This is a genomic window from Streptomyces tagetis (assembly GCF_018069565.1).
Classification (GTDB): domain Bacteria; phylum Actinomycetota; class Actinomycetes; order Streptomycetales; family Streptomycetaceae; genus Streptomyces; species Streptomyces tagetis.
In genome coordinates this window covers 332,256-355,290 of record NZ_JAGPNL010000009.1, presented here as the reverse complement: position 1 = coordinate 355,290, position 23,035 = coordinate 332,256, and the positions used below count along the sequence as shown (strand labels likewise).

At 74.8% G+C, this 23,035-nt stretch carries 13 protein-coding genes; 8 read left to right on the top strand and 5 right to left on the bottom strand.

Translation table 11 applies throughout. The features are described 5' to 3' along the window. Nucleotides 1–4,199, top strand: a 4,199-nt coding sequence (locus tag J5Y05_RS27760) for a cation-translocating P-type ATPase (RefSeq protein WP_247615393.1), incomplete at its 5' end; no start/stop codon positions are given. A gap of 23 nt (nt 4,200–4,222) precedes the next feature. Here the strand turns inward: J5Y05_RS27760 and J5Y05_RS27755 are convergent. Next, a complete protein-coding gene (locus J5Y05_RS27755) occupies nt 4,223–5,668 on the bottom strand; it encodes an MFS transporter (protein WP_210875918.1) in 1,446 nt (481 codons plus the stop codon). A gap of 209 nt (nt 5,669–5,877) precedes the next feature. Between J5Y05_RS27755 and dusB the strand changes: the two genes are divergently transcribed. Further along, on the top strand, nt 5,878–7,044 hold the full coding sequence (dusB, locus tag J5Y05_RS27750; RefSeq protein WP_210875916.1) for a tRNA dihydrouridine synthase DusB: 1,167 nt from the start codon (nt 5,878–5,880) through the stop codon (nt 7,042–7,044). 82 nt (nt 7,045–7,126) lie between these two features. Here dusB and J5Y05_RS27745 read toward each other — a convergent pair whose 3' ends face one another. After that, the gene (locus J5Y05_RS27745; protein ID WP_372450533.1) at nt 7,127–8,809 is read right to left on the bottom strand and encodes an alkaline phosphatase family protein; all 1,683 of its coding nucleotides are present in this window, start codon (nt 8,807–8,809) and stop codon (nt 7,127–7,129) included. 1,289 nt (nt 8,810–10,098) lie between these two features. Between J5Y05_RS27745 and ppdK the strand changes: the two genes are divergently transcribed. Continuing rightward, nucleotides 10,099–12,846: a pyruvate, phosphate dikinase gene (gene ppdK / locus J5Y05_RS27740; RefSeq protein WP_372450530.1), complete on the top strand. Its 2,748-nt coding sequence runs from the start codon at nt 10,099–10,101 to the stop codon at nt 12,844–12,846. A gap of 326 nt (nt 12,847–13,172) precedes the next feature. Here ppdK and J5Y05_RS27735 read toward each other — a convergent pair whose 3' ends face one another. Then, nucleotides 13,173–13,613, bottom strand: coding sequence for an excalibur calcium-binding domain-containing protein (locus J5Y05_RS27735; protein WP_210875912.1), 441 nt, complete (start codon nt 13,611–13,613; stop codon nt 13,173–13,175). Nucleotides 13,614–14,140: 527 nt separating this feature from the next. Between J5Y05_RS27735 and J5Y05_RS27730 the strand changes: the two genes are divergently transcribed. Further along, entirely contained in the window at nt 14,141–14,923 is a 783-nt protein-coding gene (locus J5Y05_RS27730; RefSeq protein ID WP_210875910.1) for a sulfite exporter TauE/SafE family protein, read from the top strand. Nucleotides 14,924–14,941: 18 nt separating this feature from the next. Here the strand turns inward: J5Y05_RS27730 and J5Y05_RS27725 are convergent, their stop codons facing one another. Together J5Y05_RS27725 and J5Y05_RS27720 are read right to left on the bottom strand one after the other, a co-directional pair. After that, entirely contained in the window at nt 14,942–15,571 is a 630-nt protein-coding gene (locus J5Y05_RS27725; protein WP_210875908.1) for a class F sortase, read from the bottom strand. Nucleotides 15,572–15,836: 265 nt separating this feature from the next. After that, a complete protein-coding gene (locus tag J5Y05_RS27720; protein WP_210875906.1) occupies nt 15,837–16,367 on the bottom strand; it encodes a hypothetical protein in 531 nt (176 codons plus the stop codon). 473 nt (nt 16,368–16,840) lie between these two features. Here J5Y05_RS27720 and J5Y05_RS27715 point away from each other — a divergent pair, with 473 nt between their 5' ends. The 4 genes from J5Y05_RS27715 (at nt 16,841) to J5Y05_RS27700 (ending at nt 23,002) form a co-directional block, all read left to right on the top strand. Then, complete coding sequence (locus tag J5Y05_RS27715) at nt 16,841–18,157, top strand: deoxyguanosinetriphosphate triphosphohydrolase (protein ID WP_210875904.1); 1,317 nt, start codon at nt 16,841–16,843, stop codon at nt 18,155–18,157. A 145-nt stretch (nt 18,158–18,302) separates the two neighbouring features. Further along, on the top strand, nt 18,303–19,568 hold the full coding sequence (locus J5Y05_RS27710; RefSeq protein WP_210875902.1) for an NAD(P)/FAD-dependent oxidoreductase: 1,266 nt from the start codon (nt 18,303–18,305) through the stop codon (nt 19,566–19,568). Nucleotides 19,569–19,657: 89 nt separating this feature from the next. Then, a complete protein-coding gene (gene dnaG / locus J5Y05_RS27705; RefSeq protein WP_210875900.1) occupies nt 19,658–21,586 on the top strand; it encodes a DNA primase in 1,929 nt (642 codons plus the stop codon). A 324-nt stretch (nt 21,587–21,910) separates the two neighbouring features. Continuing rightward, nucleotides 21,911–23,002, top strand: a complete 1,092-nt coding sequence (locus J5Y05_RS27700) for an RNA polymerase sigma factor (RefSeq protein WP_372450529.1) — start codon at nt 21,911–21,913, stop codon at nt 23,000–23,002. Nucleotides 23,003–23,035: the final 33 nt, after the last annotated feature.

Genomic DNA, 23,035 nt, shown 5'->3' with positions numbered 1-23,035 from the left:
CGGCCCGCGTCGCCCGCGCCGCGCTGCCCGGCGGCTCCCGCCAGTGGCGGGCCGGCACCCGCGCCCACCTCGCCCTCGTACCCGCCGCGCCCGAGAAGGTGCGGCAGGCCGGCGGCCGGGAACGCGCCGCCCGCCGGGTCGCCGCGGCCCTCGCCGACCACCCGGACGTGGCCCTCGCCTACTGGGACACCGGCCTCGCCCGCCTGGTCGTCACCGCCACCGAGGACGCCCTCACCGACCGCGTCGTCGACCGCGCCACCACCCTCGCCGAAGAGCACGGACTCGCCCGTACGGACGACCCCGTGGAGGAACTCTCCCACCCCGGCGACCCCACCTCCGTCCGCGTCGCCGCGACCGCGCTCGGCGCCGACGCGCTCGGCGTCGCCGTCGCCGTGACCGCCTCCTCGCTGCGCCTGCCGCCCACGCCCCGCCTGGTCACCGCCGTGACGACCCTGCTCCGCGAGAACCCCGCCTTCCGCGCCTGGCTGCGCGGCCGGATCGGCCACCACCGCATGGACGTCGCCCTCGCCACCGCCAACGCGGCCGTGCACGGCGCCGGCCAGACCCCCACCTCCCTCGTCCTCGACGGGGCGCTGCGCGTCTGCCAGCTCACCGAGGCGGTGACCCGTACGGCCACCTTCGAGGCCGTCCACGACCGGCTGTGCGTCCCCGGCCGCGGCAGCCTGCCCGCCGCCCCCGCGCTGCGGCCCGCGCCGCGCACCTCCCCGGCCCAGGAGTACGCCGCCCACGCCTCCACCGGCAGCGTGGCGGGCGCCGCGGCCACCCTGCTCGTCAAGCACGACCTCGCCGAGGCCGCCGAGGCCGTCCTCGCCGGTTCCCCGAAGGCCGCCCGCTACGGGCCCGCCGCCTTCCACGCCGTCCTCGGCACCGCGCTCTCGCGCACCGGCGTCCTCGTCCGCGACCCCGAACGGCTCTGCCAACTGGAGATGGCCGGCACGGTCGTCCTGCACCCCAGCGCGCTGCGCACCCCGGGCGCCGGCGCCGACCCCTGGACCGAGGAGGTCCTCGACGCGGCCCGCCGCGCCGGACTGCGCGTGGTGATGGTCGAGGACCCGGCCCTCGCGGACTTCTCCGGCCTCGCCGACCAGATCGTCTCCGCCGCCCGGCCGCTCGCGGACGTGGTCGCGGAGGTACGCGGCGACGGGGGCGTCCTCGCCGTCGTCCGCCCCCGCCCCGGCGACCCCCCGGCGGTCACCGCCGGGCTCTACGCCGCGGACGTGGCCGTGGCGCTCGCCGACGCCGACTCCCCGGTCGCCTGGGGCGCCGACATCCTCGCCCCGGGCGGCCTCGCCGACGTGTGGCGGCTGCTGCGGGCCGTCCCCGCCGCCCGCACCGTCGGACGGCGCTCCCAGGTGCTGGCCCGCTCCGGCGCCGCCCTGTCCGGGCTGCTGGTGGCGGTCGGGGAGAAACGGCGCCGGAGCCGCCCCTCCGTCCTGCCGGGACTCCGGCACGCCCCCGTCGACGCCGCCGCCGCGGCGGCCCTGATCTCCGGCACCCGGGCCGCCCTGCGGGTGGCCGCCGCCCGTGCCCCCCGCCCCCGGCCCCGCGTGGCCTGGCACGCCCTCGCCCTGGACGACGTCCACGACCGGCTGGAAGCCGAACGCGAACCCGAGCCCACCGCCGTCGAACAGGCCGGCGCCGGGATGCGGGCCGTCGCCGGACGCGCCGGCCGGGTCCGGGTGCTGGCCCCCGCCCGCTGGACGTGGCAGCTCGCCCGCGCCGTACGCGGCGAACTCGACGACCCGCTCACCCCCGTCCTCGCGGTCGGCTCGGCCGCCTCCGCGATCCTCGGCTCCGTCGTCGACGCCCTGCTCGTCGTCGGCGCCCTCGACCTCAACGCCCTCGTCGGCGGATTCCAGCGGCTGCGCGCCGAACGGGCCCTGTCCGGACTCCTCGCCGAACAGGAGCAGAAGGCCCGCGTCACCCGCGAGGAGCCCTACGACGGCAACGGCGGCGAACCCTTCACCCCGCCGGCCGGGGGACCCGCGCCGCGCATCGTGGACGCGGCCGACCTCCACCCCGGCCAGGTGATCGAGGTCCAGACCGACGACGTCGTGCCCGCCGACGCCCGGCTGCTGTGGGAGGACGGACTGGAGGTCGACGAGTCCGCGCTCACCGGGGAGTCCCTGCCCGTCGGCAAGAGCGTCGACCCGGCGCCGCGCGCCCCGATGGCCGAACGGCACTGCATGGTCTTCGAGGGCACCACCGTCGTCGCCGGCCGCGCCTGGGCCGTCGTCGTCGACACCGGCGACCACACCGAGGCCGCCCGCGCCGTCGCCCTCGCCGCCCGCACGCCCGCCGCCACCGGCGTACAGGCCCGGCTCCAGGAACTGACCCGCAAGGCGCTCCCGCTGACCCTGGCCGGCGGCGCCGCGGTGACCGGCCTGTCCCTGCTGCGCGGAACGCCCGTACGGCAGGCCGTCAGCGGCGGCGTCTCCGTCGCGGTGGCCGCCGTCCCCGAGGGGCTGCCGCTGGTCGCCACCGTGGCCCAACTGGCCGCGGCCCGGCGGCTCGGCCGCCGCGGCGTCCTCGTACGCACCCCGCGCACCCTGGAGGCGCTGGGCCGGATGGACACCGTCTGCTTCGACAAGACCGGCACGCTCACCGAGAACCGGCTGCGGCTGGTCCAGGTCGCGGACGCGGGCGGCACCGTGCACCGGGTGGGGGAGGCCGAGGCCGCCGACGCGGTCCGTACCGCCGCCCGCGCCTGCCCCCGGCTCAACGGCGACCGCTCCCGCCCGGCCCACGCCACCGACGAGGCCGTCCTCGACGCCGCCGGACCCGATCCGCGCTGGACGCAGGAGGAGGGGCTGCCCTTCGAGACCTCCCGCGGCTACGCCGCCGCCGTCGGCCGGGACGCGGACGGGTCACCGGCGCTGGTGGTCAAGGGCGCCCCCGAGGTCCTGCTGCCCGCCTGCCCCGCCCTGCCCGCGCACGCCGTGGAGACCGCCCACGCCCTGGCCCGCGCCGGACTGCGCATCATCGCGGTCGCCGGACGGCCCCTGCGCGCCGGGGAGGAGGTCGCCGACGTCCTCGAACAGCCGCTGGAGGGGTTGGAGTTCACCGGCCTGCTGGCCCTGTCCGACGTGGCCCGCGAGACCTCCCCGGCGCTGGTGCGCGGCCTGCGCGAGGCGGGCGTACGGCCCGTGGTGCTCACCGGTGACCATCCGCAGACCGCCCGCGCCATCGCCGCCGACCTCGGCTGGCCCGAGGACGCCGTCGTGGTCACCGGCGACGAACTCGCCGCCGCCGACCGCTCGGCACGCTCCCGGATGCTGCGCGACGCCGACGTGGTGGCGCGGGTGGCGCCCGAGCAGAAGCTCCAGGTCGTCGAATCGCTGCGGGACGCCGGGCGGGTCGTCGGCATGGTCGGCGACGGCGCCAACGACGCCGCCGCCATCCGCGCCGCCGACATCGGCGTCGGCATCAACGCGCGCGGCTCCGCCGCCGCCCGCAACGCCGCCGACCTCGTGGTGACCGGCGACGACCTCCTCGTCCTGGTCGAGGCGGTCCGCGAGGGCCGGGCGCTGTGGCACAGCGTCGCCGACGCCATCGCCATCCTGATCGGCGGCAACGCGGGCGAGGTCGGCTTCGGCATCCTCGGCACCGTCCTCGGCGGCGCCGCCCCGCTCTCCACCCGCCAGATGCTGCTGGTCAACCTCTTCACCGACCTGTTCCCGGCGATGGCCGTCGCGGTCACGCCGGCCGGCGACCCCGAGGAGGAGGACCCCGGCGCGGGCGCCCCGCTGGGCACGGCCGTCCTCGGCGAACCCCTGATGCGTCAGATCAGGCACCGGGCGATGACCACCTGCCTCGGGGCGACGGCCGCCTGGCTCTTCGGCCGCTTCACGCCGGGCACCGCCCGCCGGTCGACCACCATGGCCCTGTGCGCCGTCGTCGGCACCCAGCTCGCCCAGACCCTCGCCGACCGCCGCGACAGCCGCCTGGTCCAGGTGACGTCCCTCGGCTCCGCCGCCGTCCTGGTCCTCCTCGTCCAGACCCCCTTCGCCAGCCGCCTCGTCGGCTGCACGCCGCTCGGCCCCGTCGCCTGGACCGGCGTCACCGCCGCCATCACCCTGGCCCTCGCCGGCCAACGCGCCCTCCCCCACCTCGAATCCACCGTCCTGCGCTACTGGCCCCACCTGAAACCCCACATCCCGGCCCCACTGCTGCCGTGAGGGGGCGGGGCCGACCGGACCCGTCAGGGCTGGGCGGCGGGGGTTTCCTGGGGGTCGGGGGAGTGGAGGCGGTCCGCCGTGCGGGTGGCGGTGCGGCGGCCCCAGGAGCCCGTGGTGAGGGCGCCGACGAGCAGCACCGTCAGCCCGCACCCGACCAGCACCCACCAGCCCGGCCGGGCCGCCGCCACGAACGCCTCCTTGTACGTCGACGTGCCCACGCCCGCCGCCAGCAGCGCGCCGACCACCGCCACGCCCAGGGTCTGGCCCAACTGGCGGCTGGTGGAGGCGACCGCGGCGGCCACCCCGGCCTGAGTGCGGGGCATGCCGGAGACGGCCGTGTTGGTGATGGGCGCGTTGACGAAGCCGAAGCCCACGCCGAACAGCACGTAGCCGAGGACGAGGGTGGCGTCCGAGGTCTCCGCCCCGAACGCCGCGAACAGCGTCGCGCTCACCGTCAGGGCGACGCCGGCCACCAGCAGCGGCAGCCGCGGCCCCCGGTTGCCGACCAGCCGTCCGGACAGCGGGGCGCACAGGAAGGTCGGCACCGCCATCGGCAGCATCCACAGCCCCGCCTCCAGCGCGCTCAGCCCGCGCACGTTCTGGAGGTAGAGCGTGGACAGGAACAGGAAGCCGCCCAGCGAGGCGAAGGCGCTCACCGCGATCACCGTGGCCCCGCTGAACGGCGCCGACCGGAAGAAGCGCAGGTCGATGAGGGGTTCCGCGCGGCGCGGCTCGTACCAGAGCAGTCCGCCCAGCGCGGCCAGCGCCAGCGCGGCGAAGGGCAGCACGGTCCCCGCCCCGGCGGTCGGCGCCTCGATGATCGCGTACGTCAGCGAGCCGAAGAGGACGATCACCATCACCTGGCCCAGCGGGTCCGGGCGGCGGGCCCGCGGCGCCCGCGACTCCGGGACGAACCGCAGCGTCAGCAGGAGCGCGGCCAGCCCCACCGGCAGGTTGAGCCAGAAGATCGACCGCCACCCCACCGAGTCCACCAGCACCCCGCCCACCAGCGGACCCGCGGCCATGGAGAGGCCGACGACCGCGCCCCACACCCCGATGGCGCGGGCGCGTTCCCGGGGGTCGGTGAAGGTGTTGGTGATGATCGACATGGCGACCGGGTTGAGCATCGAGCCGCCCACCGCCTGCACCATCCGGAACACCACCAGCCACTCCTGCCCCGGCGCCAGTGAGCAGAGCCCGGAGCCCAGGGTGAAGACGACCAGTCCGGTCATGAAGACCCGTTTGCGGCCGATCCGGTCCGCCGTCGAACCGGCGAGCATCAACAGCGCGGCCAGCACCAACGTGTAGGCGTCGATGGTCCATTGGAGCCCCGCCGTGGTGGCGTGCAGATCGCGCTGGAGGGCCGGGAGGGCCACGTTCAGCACGGTGTTGTCGAGGCTCACGATCAACAGGCTCATGCAGCAGATGGCGAGCACGAGCATGCGGCGGCGGTGGCTCAGCTCGGACATGGATTCATCGTACGCGTATGTCGATAGTGCGGTTAACTAATGACCGGTGCAGGATTTCCGACCCGTGCGGGGGCCTCCGGCCGGTGTAGGGGCCTTCCGGTCCGTGCGAGGGCCTCCGACCGGTAGGGGTCTTCCGGCCCGTGCGGGGCCTCCGACCCGTGAGGGGGCTTCGCGCCGGGGCACCGCCCCCGGTACGCGACAATGGAGCCATGCCCACGCCCACCACGCCCGCCGCGCTCACCACGCCCCCGACGCTGCCGATCGGCCCGTACGCCGTCGCCCCGCCCGTGGTGCTGGCGCCGATGGCCGGGATCACCAACGCGCCCTTCCGCACCCTGTGCCGGGAGTTCAGCGGCGGCAAGGGCCTCTTCGTGAGCGAGATGATCACGACCCGGGCGCTGGTCGAGCGCAACGAGAAGACCATGCAGCTCATCCGCTTCGACGCCACCGAGACCCCGCGCTCCATCCAGCTCTACGGCGTCGACCCGGCCACCGTCGGCAAGGCCGTCCGCATGATCGCGGACGAGGACCTCGCCGACCACATCGACCTCAACTTCGGCTGCCCGGTCCCCAAGGTCACCCGCAAGGGCGGCGGATCGGCCCTCCCCTACAAGCGGAACCTGCTGCGGGCCATCCTGCGCGAGGCCGTCGCCGGCGCCGGGGACCTGCCCGTCACGATGAAGATGCGCAAGGGCATCGACGACGACCACCTCACCTACCTCGACGCCGGCCGCATCGCCGTCGAGGAGGGCGTCACCGCCATCGCCCTGCACGGCCGCACCGCCGCCCAGCACTACGGCGGCAGCGCCGACTGGGACGCCATCGCCCGCCTCAAGGAGCACGTCCCCGAGATCCCCGTCCTCGGCAACGGCGACATCTGGTCCGCCGACGACGCCCTGCGCATGGTCCGCGAGACCGGCTGCGACGGTGTCGTCGTCGGACGCGGCTGCCTGGGGCGGCCGTGGCTCTTCGCCGACCTCGTCGCCGCCTTCGAGGGCCGCCCCGACGACTTCGTCCGGCCCGCCCTGCGCGAGGTCGCCGACGTGATGCTCCGGCACGCCGCGCTGCTCGGCGAGTGGATCGGCGACGAGTCCCGGGGCGTGATCGACTTCCGCAAGCACGTCGCCTGGTACCTCAAGGGCTTCGCGGTCGGCTCCGAGATGCGCCGCCGCCTCGCCGTCGCCTCCTCCCTCGACGACCTGCGCTCCGGGCTCGGCGAACTCGACCTCGACCAGCCCTGGCCCGCCGGCGCCGACGGCCCCCGCGGCCGGACCTCCGGCAACAACCGCGTCGTCCTGCCCGAGGGGTGGCTGGCCGACCCGTACGACGGCGCGGGCGTCGGCGCCGACGCGGAACTGGACACCTCCGGCGGCTGACCCGGGCCGGGCCGGGCCGGCCGCCGGAAGAGCGGGGCTCAGCCCTTGGCGGGGCCCGGCTCAGCCCTTGCCGGTGCCGGGCTCAGCCCTTGGTGGGGTGCGGGGTCGAGCCGTAGGCGGTCAGGAAGCGGTCCCGGAAGGCGCTCATCCGCCACACCGGCGCGTCGTGCTCGGGCCTGAGCCCGTCCGTCCACTCCCACTCCGACACCGCGTCCAGCACCTTCGGGTCCCGCGCGACGATCGTCACCGGCACGTCCCGGCTGGCCTTCGTCCCGCTGACCCGCGAGATCGGCTGGTGGTCGCCGAGGAAGACGAGGACCGTGTCGTCGGTCCCGTACCGCTCCAGCCACTCGGTGAGGCACGTGACCGAGTACTCGATCGTCTTCCCGTACTCCTCCCGCGAGCGCGTCTCGTCCGCGACGATGTCGGCCGGCTTCTCGCCCTCCTTCTGGATCGCGCGGAAGACCGAGCCGTCGCCCACCTCGTCCCAGCCGACCATCCTCGGGATCGGCGCCCACGGCTGGTGGCTCGACGTCAGGATGATCTCCGCCATCAGCGGCTTGTCCCGCTTCCTGCCGTGCTCCAGCCGCTGGAACGCCTCCAGGGCGTACTGGTCCGGCATGGTCGACCAGGCGAACTTCGGCCCCTGGTAGCCGAGCTGGAAGGCGTTGTAGACCGTGTCCAGCCCGTGGAAGCGCGCCTCCGGCCACGCCTTCTGCACGCCCGGCATGACACCCACCGTGTCCCAGGCGCCCGTCTCGCCGAACATCTTGGTCAGCGTGCGGTGATCGCCCGACGTCACGGTGGTGTACCGCTGCTGGTTGTCCACCCACAGGCCCGAGATGAACGTCGAGTGGCCGAGCCAGCTCCCCGCCCCGTACGTCGGCGAGGTCAGCCAGCCGCTCTTGGCCCGGTAACCCGCCGACGCCAGGGCCTGCGTGCTCGCCTCCAGGGTCTGATTGACGCCGGGGGACATGATCGGGTCCTCGATGGCGCTGCGGCCGTAGCTCTCGATGAACGCGAAGATCACGTCCTTGCCGCGCAGGTCCGGCATGAGCTGGTCCGGGGGCGTGCCGCCGAACGCGTCCGTCCGCGACTGCCGGGCGAACGCCGCCTCGTCGCGGATGGTGTCCCGCACCCGCTCCGTCTGCGCCTGGAACGCGTGCGCCGCCCGGCCCGTGGCCAGCGGCATGCCGAAGGCTTGCAGCCCCAGCACCGAGCAGGTGATCCACACGGTGCCGGCGATCAGCACGCCCCGCGTCGACCGGTCCCGGTGGGCGGCCAGCACCTCGCCGAGCCGCCGCACGGCCAGCACCGTCAGCACCGGCAGGAGCAGCGCCAGGGCGACCGCGCCGACCGCGGCCAGCGCGGCGACCGTGCCGCCCATCGAGTCCGCGACGAAGCTGCGGGCGTCCTCCAGCAGCGCCCAGTCCAGGACGAGGTTGAAACCCCGGCCCAGGTACTCGCCGAAGCCCAGGTCCAGCGCGTTCAGCACGGTCAGCACGCCGAGGGCGGTCCCGAGCAGCACCGCCGCGACACGCCGGGCCCGGCGCGGCAGGCTCAGCAGGATCGCGGCGCCGACGATCGCCTCGCCGGGTATCTGCGTGAACCGGTTCGGCTCCATCGCGCCGAAGGTGTTCGGCAGGAGCAGCGCGGCGAGGACGAAGACGGTGGCGAGGGCGGTGAGGCTCCGCCGCAGGACGGGGCGGTCGTGACCGGCGGGGCGGGGGGCGGGGAAGGCGGAGGGGGAGGAGGAGCGGCGCAGGAGGTGGTGGAGGCGGGGGAGGGGGGAGAGACGGGAGAGGAGGCGGGCGGGGGGCTTTTGGGGGGTGGGGCCGGGGGCTCCGGTTGGGGCTGGGGCTGGGGCTGGGGCTGGGGCAGGGGTGGGAGTGGGGGGAGGAGTGGGCTTGGCGTCCGTGTCCGTGCCAGCGTCCGCGTCCGCGGTGGCGTCCGTGTTCGGCTCCGGATCTGGGGCCGGTTCCGGTTCCGGTTCCGGCGCTGAGGCTGCGGCCGGGGTCGCGGTCGGCTGGGCGTCCGCGTTCGGCTCCGGGGCCGACTCGGCGTCCGTGTCCGGGGCCGACTTGGTGTCCGCCGACTCGGCGTCCGTGTCCGGGGCGCGCTGGGCGTCCGTGTCCAGGCCGGGCTGGGTATCCGCGTTTGTCTCCGGGGCGGGGCGCGGGGCCGGCACCGGCTTCGCGCCCGGCTTCGGCTTCGCGTCCGTGTCCGGTACGGGGGCGGCGGCATCCGGTGCCTTCTCGGCGTCCGTCGCCCCGGGGGTCTCGGGGGCCTCCACCGGCGCCTCGGGCTCGCCCGCCTTGCCGGACTCCTGAGGCTCCGCAGCCTCAGAAGCCCCCGGCGACTCCGCCACCTCAGAAGCCTCGGCGGCCTCCGAAGCCTCCGCCGGTGTCGGGCCCTCCGCCGGTTTCCCCTCCGCCGGTGCCGGGTCCTCCGCCCCCTCCGCCGGTTCCGGGCCGGAGGCCGGGTCGTGGGGCGACTGGCGGAAGCGTGTGAAGACCGGCACCCGAAGGGTCCTTCCGTACGGAACACGTTCGAAGTGGCGGACCCGACGTGGGGGACCGGGCCCGCCGCCCATGTCGTACGGGCGCCGCGCCCTTCGCGTTCAGCCGGAGGCGGTCGCGTTCCGGTCACGTCGCCCGTACGGGGTTCGCTCACCCGTCCGTATGGTGAAATCCGGGGTCCGGAGGAGCGTGATTCTCGCCACCTCTGATAGCCCTACTGCTCAGATGAGCGATTGGCCGGCCCGTCTATTTCCTCAAGTCGTGGCACTCAGTGCCACCCGATGATCGTTCATCGATCGAACTCAAACGTGGAGATGGGTGCTCAGGTGAGCGAAATACCGCTTCTGGGGCCACCCTTGCGTTCAAGAAGTGAAAACATCATCGCCCATGTGCTTGCCAAGCCTTGACTTTCGATCCACTGGCGGGCGCCTGGTTACGGGCGCATGACGCGCAAGTGGACGTACCCAGGCGCCTTTGATCTGGGTACATTCCTCGCCGTCAGGGCAGCCACCGCGTCCTCGAGGAGTCGAGACCCGTGTCGGAAAACAAAGATCTCCATGGAGCTGAGACGGCCAGCCGCGTTGAGGGCGTGAAGTTCGTCTACGACTTCACCGAGGGCAACAAGGACCTCAAGGACCTTCTCGGCGGCAAGGGCGCCAACCTGGCCGAGATGACCAACCTCGGCCTCCCCGTCCCGCCCGGCTTCACCATCACCACCGAAGCCTGCAAGGTCTACCTGGACAGCGGTGACGAGCCGGCGGAGCTGCGCGACGAGGTGAGTGCGCACCTCGCCGCCCTCGAGGCGACGATGGGCAAGAAGCTCGGCCAGGCCGACGACCCCCTCCTCGTGTCGGTGCGGTCCGGGGCCAAGTTCTCCATGCCCGGCATGATGGACACGGTCCTCAACATCGGCCTCTCCGACACGTCGGTGCAGGGCCTCGCCAAGCAGGCCGGCGACGACCGCTTCGCGTGGGACTCCTACCGCCGCCTGATCCAGATGTTCGGCCGGACCGTCCTCGGCGTCGACGGCGACCTCTTCGAGGAGGCGCTGGAGAAGGCCAAGGAGGCCAAGAAGGTCACGGTCGACACCGAACTGGCCGCCGCCGACCTCAAGAAGCTCGTCACCACCTTCAAGAAGATCGTCAAGAAGGAGGCCGGCCGGGACTTCCCGCAGGACGCCCGGGAGCAGATGGACCTCGCCATCAAGGCGGTCTTCGACTCCTGGAACGGCGACCGCGCGAAGCTCTACCGCCGCCAGGAGCGCATCCCGCACGACCTCGGCACCGCCGTCAACGTCTGCTCCATGGTCTTCGGCAACCTCGGCCCGGACTCCGGCACCGGCGTCGCCTTCACCCGCGACCCCGCCTCCGGCCACCAGGGCGTCTACGGCGACTACCTCCAGAACGCCCAGGGCGAGGACGTCGTCGCGGGCATCCGCAACACCGTCCCGCTCGCCGAGCTGGAGTCGATCGACAAGGCGTCGTACGACCAGCTCATGCGGATCATGGAGACGCTGGAGAACCACTACAAGGATCTCTGCGACATCGAGTTCACCATCGAGCGCGGTCAGCTCTGGATGCTCCAGACCCGGGTGGGCAAGCGCACCGCCGGAGCCGCCTTCCGCATCGCCACCCAGCTCGTGGACCAGGGGCTCATCGGCGAGGCGGAGGCCCTCCAGCGCGTCACCGGCGCCCAGCTCGCCCAGTTGATGTTCCCCCGCTTCGACGAGGAGGCCAAGGTCGAGCAGGTCGGCCGGGGCATCGCGGCCTCGCCGGGCGCCGCGGTCGGCAAGGCCGTCTTCGACTCGTACACGGCCGTCAAGTGGTCGCGTTCCGGCGAGAAGGTCATCCTGATCCGCCGCGAGACCAACCCCGACGACCTGGACGGCATGATCGCCGCCGAGGGCATCCTGACCTCGCGCGGCGGCAAGACCTCCCACGCGGCCGTCGTCGCGCGCGGCATGGGCAAGACCTGTGTCTGCGGCGCCGAGGAGCTGGAGGTCGACACCAAGCGCCGGCGGATGACCGTACCCGGCGGGCGGGTCGTCGAGGAGGGCGACCTCATCTCGATCGACGGCTCGTCCGGCAAGGTCTACCTGGGCGAGGTGCCGGTCGTGCCGTCGCCGGTCGTCGAGTACTTCGAGGGCCGGATGCACCCCGGCGCGGACGACGCCGACGAACTGGTCGAGGCCGTGCACCGGATGATGGCGTTCGCCGACCGCAAGCGCCGGCTGCGGGTGCGCGCCAACGCCGACAACGCCGAGGACGCGCTGCGCGCCCGCCGGTTCGGCGCCCAGGGCATCGGCCTGTGCCGCACCGAGCACATGTTCCTCGGCGACCGGCGCGGGCTGGTGGAGCGGCTCATCCTGGCCGACACGGACGCCGAGCGCGAGGCGTCGCTGAAGGCGCTGCTCCCGCTCCAGCGGCAGGACTTCGTCGAGCTGTTCGAGGCGATGGACGGGCTGCCGGTCACCATCCGGCTGCTGGACCCGCCGCTGCACGAGTTCCTGCCCGACATCACCGAGCTGTCGGTGCGCGTCGCCCTGGCCGAGTCCCGCCAGGAGCCGCACGAGAACGAGCTGCGCCTGCTCCAGGCCGTGCACCGGCTGCACGAGCAGAACCCGATGCTGGGCCTGCGCGGCGTCCGCCTCGGACTGGTCGTCCCCGGCCTGTTCACCATGCAGGTACGGGCCATCGCGGAGGCCGCGGCCGAGCGCCGGGCGGCCAAGGGCGACCCGCGCGCCGAGATCATGATCCCGCTGGTCGGCACCGTGCAGGAGCTGGAGATCGTCCGCGAGGAGGCGGACCGGGTCATCGAGGAGGTCGAGGCGGCCTCGGGCACCCGGCTCAAGCTCTCCATCGGCACGATGATCGAGCTGCCGCGCGCCGCGCTGACGGCCGCCCAGATCGCCGAGGCGGCGGAGTTCTTCTCCTTCGGCACCAACGACCTGACCCAGACCGTGTGGGGCTTCAGCCGCGACGACGTCGAGGCGAGCTTCTTCACCGCGTACCTGGAGAAGGGCATCTTCGGGGTCTCCCCGTTCGAGACCATCGACCGGGACGGCGTGGGGTCCCTGGTGGCCGCGGCGGCGAAGGCCGGGCGGGCCACCCGCCCCGACCTCAAGCTGGGCGTCTGCGGCGAGCACGGCGGCGACCCGGAGTCGGTCCACTTCTTCCACGAGGTGGGGCTCGACTACGTCTCCTGCTCCCCGTTCCGCATCCCGGTGGCCCGGCTGGAGGCGGGCCGGGCGGCCGTCACCGCGGAGGGCAGCGACCACCGCTGAGACCCGCGCCCCGGACCGGACACCCTGGCCCGGCTCCGGGCCGGACCGGACACCCTGGCCCTTGCGGTGCCGGACCGGACGCCCTGCCCGGCCCCGTGCCGGACCGGACGCCCCGGCCCCGTGCCGGACCGGCCGCCCCGGCCCCGCGCCGGGCCCGTCAGACCCCGGAGCCGCCGCCTGTCACCCGACCACCCTCACCGATCGGCGGCGGCTCCGGACCCAAGTGAAGAGGCGGCTCCCGTGCGGGGGAGCCGCCTCTCGTGCGTGCGCCCGGCCCACCGGGTCCCCGGAGGAAAGGGAACGGAGGCCCGTCGGCGGCGGCCGGGTCAGCCGCCGGCGCCGGCCCGGCGCCTGCGGGAGGCCACGAGGAGGCCGCCGCCGGCGAGGGCGACGGCCGCGCCGCCCGCCGCCAGGTACGGGGTGGCGCTGTTGCCGCCGGTCTCGGCGAGGTCGGTGCCCTTCTGCCCGGCCTCGTTGGTGACGGTGCCGCCCCGGCCGGAGCCGGAGCCGGTGGCGCCCCCGCCGTCCCGGTCCTGGGCCGGCACGAAGCCGGCGGGCGGCTTGTCGCAGCCCACGCCGTCGTTGTCGCGGTCCAGGTGCTTGCCGTAGTGGGAGTCGCTCTCGGGGATGTTCGCGTACCCGTGGGCGTACGCCTCGGAGCAGTTCGCGAACGGGTGGTTGCCGTCGTGCGCCGCGGCGACGGACGGCAGGGCGGCCAGCGCCAGTGCGGCGAGGGCAGCGGCGGCGGGCTTGCGCGGGAGGCTCATCAACAGTCCTGAAAATGGAGTGGATTGGTGGGAATTGAGTGGCTCAGAAGGTACTGGGATCGCGTCAATGTGGAGAGGGTATGGAGGTCCCGTGACGAGAACGTGACGTGACCGTGCGGTGGCTCTCCGTCCGGTCCGGCGAGTGCGGGACGCGGCCCGGCCGGGTGGCCGACCGGCCCGGCGCCGCCCCGACCAGCGGGGGAGCGCCGTGACCCGCATCCGGGACAACCGCGGAACGCCCTCCGGGGTGGCGCGGCAACGGGGGCGCGAGGGGGCGTGCGGATGTGCGGGGGTGGTGGAGGGAGTACGGGGGCGCGGTGAGGGGGCGCGGGGCCGGCGACCGGGGGGCGTCGGCCGGGGCCACCGGCCGGGGCGTCGACCGGGGGAGCGTCGGCCGCCGGCGTCGGCCGGGTGCTCGGGAGGGGGCCGGGAGCGTGCCGGGAGGGCCGGCGGGCGGGCCCCGGGCAACCTCAGAAGTCGCTCAGGTCCATGGACGGCACACCCATCCGCTTCCTAGGGTCATGATCATGCCCGACATATCGCTGACCGTCGTCGTCCTGCTGTGCCTCGCCGCGTTCGCGGCCGGCTGGATCGACGCCGTGGTCGGCGGCGGCGGGCTCCTGCTGCTGCCGGCGCTGCTGCTCGGACTGCCCGCCGGCACCCCGGCCGCGCACGCCCTCGGCACCAACAAGGCCGTCGCCATCGTCGGCACCACCGGCGCCGCGGTGACCTACGCCCGCAAGGCGCCGGTCGACGTCGCCATGGCCGTACGGATCGGAGTGGCCGCCCTCGCCGGATCGTCCGGCGGCGCCTTCTTCGCGGCCGGGATGAGCACCGAGGTCCTCAAACCCGTGATCATGGTCGTGCTGCTCGGGGTCGCGGCCTTCGTGATCCTGCGGCCCGCCTTCGGCACCGCCCCCGCGCCCGGCCCGGTCACCCGCCGCCGCGTCCTGGCCGCGATCGGCCTGGCCGGCCTCGGCATCGGCTTCTACGACGGCCTCATCGGCCCCGGCACCGGCACCTTCCTGGTACTGGCGCTCACCGCCGTCCTCCACCAGGACCTGGTCACCGCCTCCGCCACCGCCAAGATCGTCAACTGCTGCACCAACGCGGGTGCCCTGGCGATGTTCGCCTGGCAGGGCGCGGTCCTGTGGCAGCTCGCCGCCCTGATGGCCGTCTTCAACCTGGCCGGCGGGACCCTCGGCGCGCACACCGCCCTGAAGAAGGGCAGCGGCTTCGTCCGTATCGTCCTGCTGACCGTCGTCTTCGCCCTGGTGGCGAACCTGGCGTACGAGCAGTGGGTGGCCTGAGGCGCCGGTCCCGAGAGGTCAGCGGCTGCCGGTGAGGTGGGCGAAGACGACCACGTTGCCCTGGTAGCCGGTGCCCTTGCGGTAGCCGCCGCCGCAGGTGATGACGCGCAGCTCGGGCCGGGCCGCGGTGCCGTACACCTTCTCGTCCGGGAAGTCGGTCGCCGCGTACACCTCCACCGCGTCCACCGTGAACACCGCCACGCCCCCGTCGCGCCGGACCACCTCGATCGCGTCGCCCTTGTCCAGCGCGCCGAGCCGGTAGAAGACGGCGGGGCCCTCGGCGTTGTCGACGTGTCCGGCGACGATCGCGGTGCCGCGCTCGCCGGGGGTGGCACCGGCCTCGTACCAGCCGGCCAGGTTCTTCTTCTGCGGCGGCGGGACGTCGAGGCTGCCGGAGTGGGTGAGGCCGAGGCCGGTCAGCGGGGCGTCCACGCCGATCGCCGGTATCCGGACCCGGTCGGGCGGCGAGGGCGGCAGCGCCGGGGAGGCGGACGTCCCCGTGTCCCGGCCGGCGCCGGTGCCGGCGGCCTGGGCGGGGGAGGGCTGCGGCGGGGCGCCGGTCCCGGAGCCGCCGCTCAGCAGCCAGGCTCCGGCGCACAGGGCGACCACGGTGACGGTGGCTATCGCGGCGTCGCCTGTCTTGCGCATGAACGTCCCCCTTCTCGGATGTCCCCGGGTCCGGTGGCCCGGTCTTCCTCGGGTTCCTCGATCCCGGCGCGGGCCGGACCGGCCTGGGCCCGGTCTGGACCCGCCTGGGCCCGGTCCGGGCTCGGTCTGGACCCAATTGGGCCCGGCCTGCCCCGGTCTGGGCCCGGCCGGGTCCGGGTTCCCCGTCCCCTCCGGGCCGCGAGGGGCGTCGGACCCGGAGGGGCGGGGCGTGCGGTACCGGTGGACGGGCGGCGGAGGGTGCCCGTCAGATCCCGTCGCCTCTCGCCCGGCGATGCAGGAGCCAGGTACCGCCCGCGGCGGCGACGGCGAGAGCCGTCACGCCCGCCGCGGTCTGCACGGGGCCGGGGCCGAGCGCGCCGCCGACCCCCGTCTTCACACTCCCCCGCGGATGCACCTGGGCCGCCGAGGTCAGCGTGACCTCCAGGTCGCCGGCGACCCGCCGCCCGCTCTCGCCGCAGGTGGCGACGATCTCGTACGTCCCCGGCTGCGCGCTCGACGGCACCGTGAACCGGCCGATCGCCTCGCCCCGGTGCGTGGTCGGCGCCAGCGCGAAGGTGCCGCCGCCCACCGCGGTGGCGTCGCCCGCCGCCGAGCCGCTCTCGCCGCAGGCCGCGGTGTTCACCGTCGCGCCGTCGCCCGGCACGACCGAGGACGGGTACACGTCCAGGCGGCCCGGGGCCGCGCCGTCCCCGGCGTACGCGGCCGGGGCGGTGGCGAGACCCGCCGCCGCGACGGCGAGCGCGGTACCGGTCAGCAGGCGGGCGGTACGTCGCATCGGTGCTCCTTCGAGCGTCATCGGTGGCCCTGCCCTTCCGAGGAAAGGCCCACCGCACCCGGCCCGCTCCCTGAACTCCGGTCAGGAATGGGATGAACGGGTGTCACCCGCGGCCCCGGCGCCCTGACGCCCCGCGCCGTTTGGCCAGGTCACCGGCGCCGCCGCCGCCGGCACCGGGAAAGATCCGGAACCGCCCCCGCCGGACCTGTGAACGGGTGATCACCCCAGCCGAACGGTCCTGCGGCCCCGCCCCCTCGCACGCCCCCGCACGCCCTCGCCGGAGGCGACCCGCCCGCCCCCGCCGGATGCGACCCGTCCCCCGCCCCCGTACGCCGCCCGCCGGAGGCGACCCGCCCCCCCCGGCCCCCGCACGCCGCCCCCGGCCGAACGCGACCCCGTTCCCCCGCCCCCCGCCGGAGGCGGCCCGGCCCCTCGCCCCGCCCGGCGCCCGCCGCCCCCGTACTGTCGGAGACATGGAAGGCACCGCTCACCCCGCGTCCCCCACCCCCGCCCCCGCGCTCTACGACCCCGAGTCCCTGGCCCGCTGGGCCGCCGAGCCGGACAAACGGCCCGGCCGCACCGCCTTCCAGCGGGACCGCGCCCGCGTGCTGCACTCGGCCGCGCTGCGCCGGCTGGCCGGGAAGACCCAGGTCGTCACCCCGGGCGTGACCGGCCCCCTGCCGGCCTGGGACGCCAGCCCCCGCACCCGGCTCACCCACTCCCTGGAGTGCGCCCAGGTCGGCCGGGAACTGGGCGCCGCCCTCGGCTGCGACCCCGACCTCGTCGAGGCGGCCTGCCTCTCCCACGACCTCGGCCACCCGCCCTTCGGCCACAACGGCGAACAGGCGCTGAACGAGTTCGCCGAGGACTGCGGCGGCTTCGAGGGCAACGCCCAGTCGCTCAGGCTGCTCACCCGCATCGAACCGAAACGGTTCGTCACCGACCCGGACACCGGCGAAGCCGTCAGCGTCGGCCTCAACCTCACCCGCGCCGCCCTCGACGCCGCCACCAAGTACCCCTGGCCGCGCGGCGCCCACCCCACCGGCCCGGCCTCCGCCAAGTTCGGCGTCTACGAGGACGACCTGCCCGTCTTCGCCTGGCTCCGCGAGGGCGCCCCGGGCACCCGCACCTGCTTCGAGGCCCAGGTCATGGACTGGGCCGACGACGTGGCGTACTCGGTGCACGACGTGGAGGACGGGCTGCACGCCGGGCACATCGACCCGAACTGCCTGCTGGCCGACCCCGAACGCGAGGACGTCTTCGCGGTCGCCGCCGCCCGCTACGCCCCGGACGGCGACCCGGCGGAACTCGCCGCCGCCCTCGACCGCCTCCTCGCCCAGGACTGGTGGCCGCACGGCTACGACGGCACCGCCGTCGCCCAGGCCCGGCTGAAGGACGCCACCAGCCAGCTCATCGGCCGCTTCTGCCTCGCCGCCGAGGGCGCCACCCGGGCCGCCTGGGGCTCCGGCCGCCTCACCCGGTACACGGCCGAACTGGTGGTGCCCCGCGCGACCCGGATGGAGTGCGCCGTCCTCAAGGCGGTCGCCGACCGGTACGTCATGCAGCGCGCCGAGCAGGAGAAGCTCCGCGCCGACCAGCGGGTCGTCGTCGCCGAACTCGCCGAGGCGCTCACCGCCCGCGCCCCGGACGGCCTCGACCCCCAGTTCCGCGCCCTGTTCGACGCGGCCGGCGACGACCGCGCCCGCAAACGGGTGATCGTGGACCAGATCTCCTCCCTCACGGACGCCTCGGCCCGCTCGCTTCACGCGCGGCTGACCGGGCATCCGTGAGACTGGCGGGACTGCGGTGACCCGGACGCCCCCGAAACCCCCCGGGGCGCCGATCTTCCTGGCCTGATCGGGTCACTCCCCCTTCCCGCGCCACGCAGGGTGCGGGACGCTCGCATGTGGCGGCACCCTGACGAGGAGGCAACAAGTGGTCGACGCGGATCAGACATTCGTCATCGTCGGAGGAGGTCTGGCGGGCGCGAAGGCGGCCGAGACGCTCCGTACCGAGGGCTTCACCGGACGGGTGATCCTCATCAGCGACGAGCGCGACCACCCCTACGAGCGCCCGCCGCTGTCCAAGGGCTACCTGCTCGGCAAGGAGGACCGCGACAGCGTCTTCGTGCACGAGCCCGCCTGGTACGCGCGGCACGACGTCGAACTCCACCTCGGCCAGACCGTCGTCGCCGTCGACCGGGCCGCGAAGACCGTGCACTACGGCGACGACGGCACCCGCGCCTCCTACGACAAGCTGCTCATCGCCACCGGCGCCGAGCCCCGCCGCCTCGACGTGCCCGGCACCGACCTGGCCGGCGTCCACCACCTGCGCCGCCTCGCCCACGCCGAGCGGCTCAAGGGCGTCCTCGCCTCCCTCGGCCGGGACAACGGCCACCTGGTGATCGCCGGCGCCGGCTGGATCGGCCTGGAGGTCGCGGCGGCGGCCCGCCAGTACGGGGCCGAGGTCACCGTCGTCGAGCCCGGCCCCACCCCGCTGCACAGCGTCCTCGGCCCCGAGCTGGGCGCCCTCTTCGGCGAACTCCACCAGGCACACGGCGTCCGCTTCCGCTTCGGCGTACGGCTCACCGAGATCGTCGGCCAGGACGGCATGGTCCTCGCCGCCCGTACCGACGACGGCGAGGAGCACCCCGCGCACGACGTGCTCGCCGCGATCGGCGCCGCCCCCCGCACCTCCCTCGCCCAGGCGGCCGGGCTGGAGATCGCCGACCGGGCGTACGGCGGCGGCATCGTCGTCGACGAGAGGCTGCGCACCTCCGACCCCGACATCTTCGCCGCCGGCGACGTGGCCTCCTTCCCGCACGCCCTCTTCGCCTCCCGGCTGCGCGTGGAGCACTGGGCCAACGCGCTCAACGGCGGCCCGGCCGCGGCCCGCGCGATGCTCGGCCAGGACGTCACCTACGACCGCGTGCCCTACTTCTTCTCCGACCAGTACGACCTCGGCATGGAGTACTCCGGCTGGGCGCCGCCGGGCTCCTACGACGAGGTGGTGATCCGCGGGGACGCCGCCAAGCGCGAGTTCATCGCCTTCTGGGTGAAGGAGGGCCGGGTGCTGGCCGGGATGAACGTCAACGTGTGGGACGTCACCGACGCCGTCCAGCGGCTCATCCGCGACCGCGTCCCGGTGGACACCGAGGCCCTGGCCGACCCGCACGTCCCGCTCGACCGCCTCGCCGGGTAGCGACCCCGGGGGACCCGCCCCGGCGCCACGACCAGGCACGCAGTGCGGCCGGGACCCGGCGCCGGGAGCGGCCACCGTAGACTTCAGGCGTGGCAGGACGGATCAACGACGAGGACGTGAAGGCGGTACGGGACGCGGTCCCGATCGACGCCGTCGTCTCCGAGTACCTCCAGTTGCGGAACGCGGGCGGCGGCAACCTGAAGGGCCTGTGCCCCTTCCACGACGAGAAGTCCCCGTCCTTCCAGGTCAGCCCGAGCAAGGGACTCTTCCACTGCTTCGGCTGCCAGGAGGGCGGCGACACCCTCACCTTCGTGATGAAGATCGACCACCTCACCTTCTCCGAGGCGGTCGAACGGCTGGCCGCCCAGGCCGGCATCACCCTGCGCTACGAGGAGGGCGGCTACAACCCCGCCCACCAGCGCGGCGAACGCATCCGCCTGGTCGAGGCGCACAAGGCCGCCGCCCAGTGGTACGCCGAGCAGCTCGCCGGCGGCGCCGAGGCGGACACCGGCCGCGCCTTCCTCGCCGACCGGGGCTTCGACCAGGCCGCCGCCGAGCACTTCGGCGTCGGCTACAGCCCCCAGGGCTGGGACCACCTCACCCGCTACCTGCGCGGCAAGGGCTTCAGCGACAAGGAACTGCTGCTGTCCGGCCTCTCCCAGGAGGGCCGCCGGGGCCCCATCGACCGCTTCCGCGGGAGGCTGATGTGGCCCATCCGCGACATCGGCGGCGACGTCGTCGGCTTCGGCGCCCGCAAGCTCTACGAGTCCGACAACGGCCCCAAGTACCTCAACACCCCCGAGACCGCGATCTACCGCAAGTCCCAGGTGCTGTACGGCATCGACCTGGCGAAGAAGGACATCGCCAAGTCCTCCCGCGCGGTCGTCGTCGAGGGCTACACCGACGTCATGGCCTGCCACCTGGCCGGCGTCACCACGGCCATCGCCACCTGCGGCACCGCCTTCGGCGGCGACCACATCAAGATCCTGCGCCGGCTCCTCATGGACAACGGCTCGGCCCGCGTGATCTTCACCTTCGACGGTGACGCGGCTGGCCAGAAAGCGGCCCTGCGCGCCTTCGAGGACGACCAGAAGTTCGCCGCCGAGACCTACATCGCCATCGCCCCCGACGGCATGGACCCCTGCGACCTGCGCCTGGCCAAGGGCGACGACGCCGTCGCCGACCTGGCCGAACCGCGCACCCCGCTCTTCGAGTTCGCGCTGCGCCAGATCACCGCGCGCTACGACCTGGACACCCCGGCCGGCCGCGCCGCCGCCCTGGACGAGGCCGCCCCGGTCGTCGCCCGGATCAAGAACAGCGGCGCCCAGCACGAGGTCGCCGTCCAGCTCGCCGGGATGCTCGGCATCCTGGACACCCAGTTCGTGGTCAAGCGCGTCGCCCAGCTCGCCCGCTGGGCCCGCGAGCGCGGCGGCAAGGGCCCGGCGCCCGGCCCCGGCCGGCCCCGGCAGGGCGGCGCCGAGGCGTACGCGGCCCCCGCCCCGGCCGCCCCGCGCGGGCCCGCCCTCACCCTGCGCAACCCGGTCTTCGCCACCGAACGCGAACTGCTCAAACTCGCCCTCCAGCGGCCCGAACTGGTCTCCCCGGCCTTCGACGCGTACGGCATGGACGAGTTCACCGCCCCGCCCTACGCGGCCGTGCGCCAGGCCGTCCTGGAGGCCGGCGGCGCCGAGTTCGGCGTCCAGGACCCGCAGGAGTACCTGGTCCGGGTCCGCGAAGCCGCCCCGGACGACACCGTGCGCGCCATGGTCACCGAACTCGCCGTCGAGGCGATCATGGTGCACCGCGGGGTGAAGGACGTCGACGAGGTCTACGCCGGCATCCAGCTCGTCGCCGTCCGCCGCCGGGCCGTCGAACGCCGCATCCGCGACATCACCGGCCGCCTCACCCGGCTCGGCAGCCAGGGCGACCCGGCCGAACTCGCCGCCGTACAGAACGAGTTGTGGGTGCTCCAGCAGTACGACCAGGCCCTGCGCGAACACGGCGCCGGCGCTCTGTGACGGGGCGGGTCGCCCGCCGCCCGGCCGCCGCCCCACCCGCAGCCTCACCCGCCGTCCCCGGCCGGAGTCCCGCCCGCCGGCGATGACCGTCCGTTCACGGGCCGGGCGCAAAAAGTCACCGCACGCCCCTCGTGGCGGCGATGTGTCGTACCCCACACTGGTGTGCGGTGCCTGAGTCCCCGGAGCGCGGCCGGCCCGTCCCCCGACGGTCCCGGACCCCCGCCGTGCCGTTCCCGCCCGCCGAACGGCGGCGGCGAGGCCGCCGGCTCCGCCCGACGTACCGCCGCCGCCCCCGCCGGCGGCGTTCATCCTGGAGGTCGCCCCGTGCAGACCCAGACCCTCACCCCCGCCGACACCGCCGCCCCCGAGGCGCAGACCGGCCTCCTCGTGGCGATGCCCCCGCCCCGCGCCCCCCGCCCCGACACCCCCGCCCCGGACGGCGGCCCCGCCGTGCCGCGCCGCCGGGCCGCGGGCCCGCCCGCCCCCGCCCGCGCCGAGTCCGGCGGCCCCTCCTCCGACCTCTTCCGCCAGTACCTGCGCGAGATCGGCCGCATCCCGCTGCTCACCGCCGCCGAGGAGGTCGAACTCGCCCGCCGTGTGGAGGCCGGCCTCTTCGCCGAGGAGAAACTGCGCCTCGCCACCGACCTCGACAGCGGGCTCGCCTCGGACCTCGACCGGCTCGTCGTCCGGGGCCGGGTCGCCAAACGCCGCCTGATCGAGGCCAACCTGCGCCTGGTCGTCTCGGTGGCGAAACGGTACGTCGGACGCGGGCTGACCATGCTCGACCTCGTCCAGGAGGGCAACCTCGGCCTGATCCGGGCCGTGGAGAAGTTCGACTACGCCCGCGGCTACAAGTTCTCCACGTACGCCACCTGGTGGATACGCCAGGCCATGTCCCGCGCCCTCGCCGACCAGGCCCGCACCATCCGCGTCCCCGTCCACGTCGTCGAGCTCATCAACCGCGTCGTCCGCGTCCAGCGCCGCCTGCTCCAGGAACGCGGCCACGAGCCGACCCACGAGGAGGTCGCCGCCCACCTCGGCCTGCCCCCGGAGAGGGTCGGCGAGGTGCTGCGCCTCGCCCAGGAACCCGTCTCGCTGCACGCCCCGGTCGGCGAGGAGGACGACGTCGCCCTCGGCGACCTCATCGAGGACGGCGACGCCGCCAGCCCCGTCGAGTCGGCCGCCTTCCTGCTGCTGCGCGAACACCTGGAGGCGGTCCTGTCGACCCTCGGCGAACGCGAACGCAAGGTGGTCCAGCTCCGCTACGGACTGGCCGACGGCCGCCCCCGCACCCTGGAGGAGATCGGCCGGATCTTCGGCGTCACCCGCGAGCGCATCCGGCAGATCGAGTCCAAGACCCTCGGCAAGCTCCGCGACCACGCCTTCGCCGACCAGCTCCGCGGCTACCTGGACTGAGACGGGGGCCGCACCGCGCGGCCCCCGCCCCCT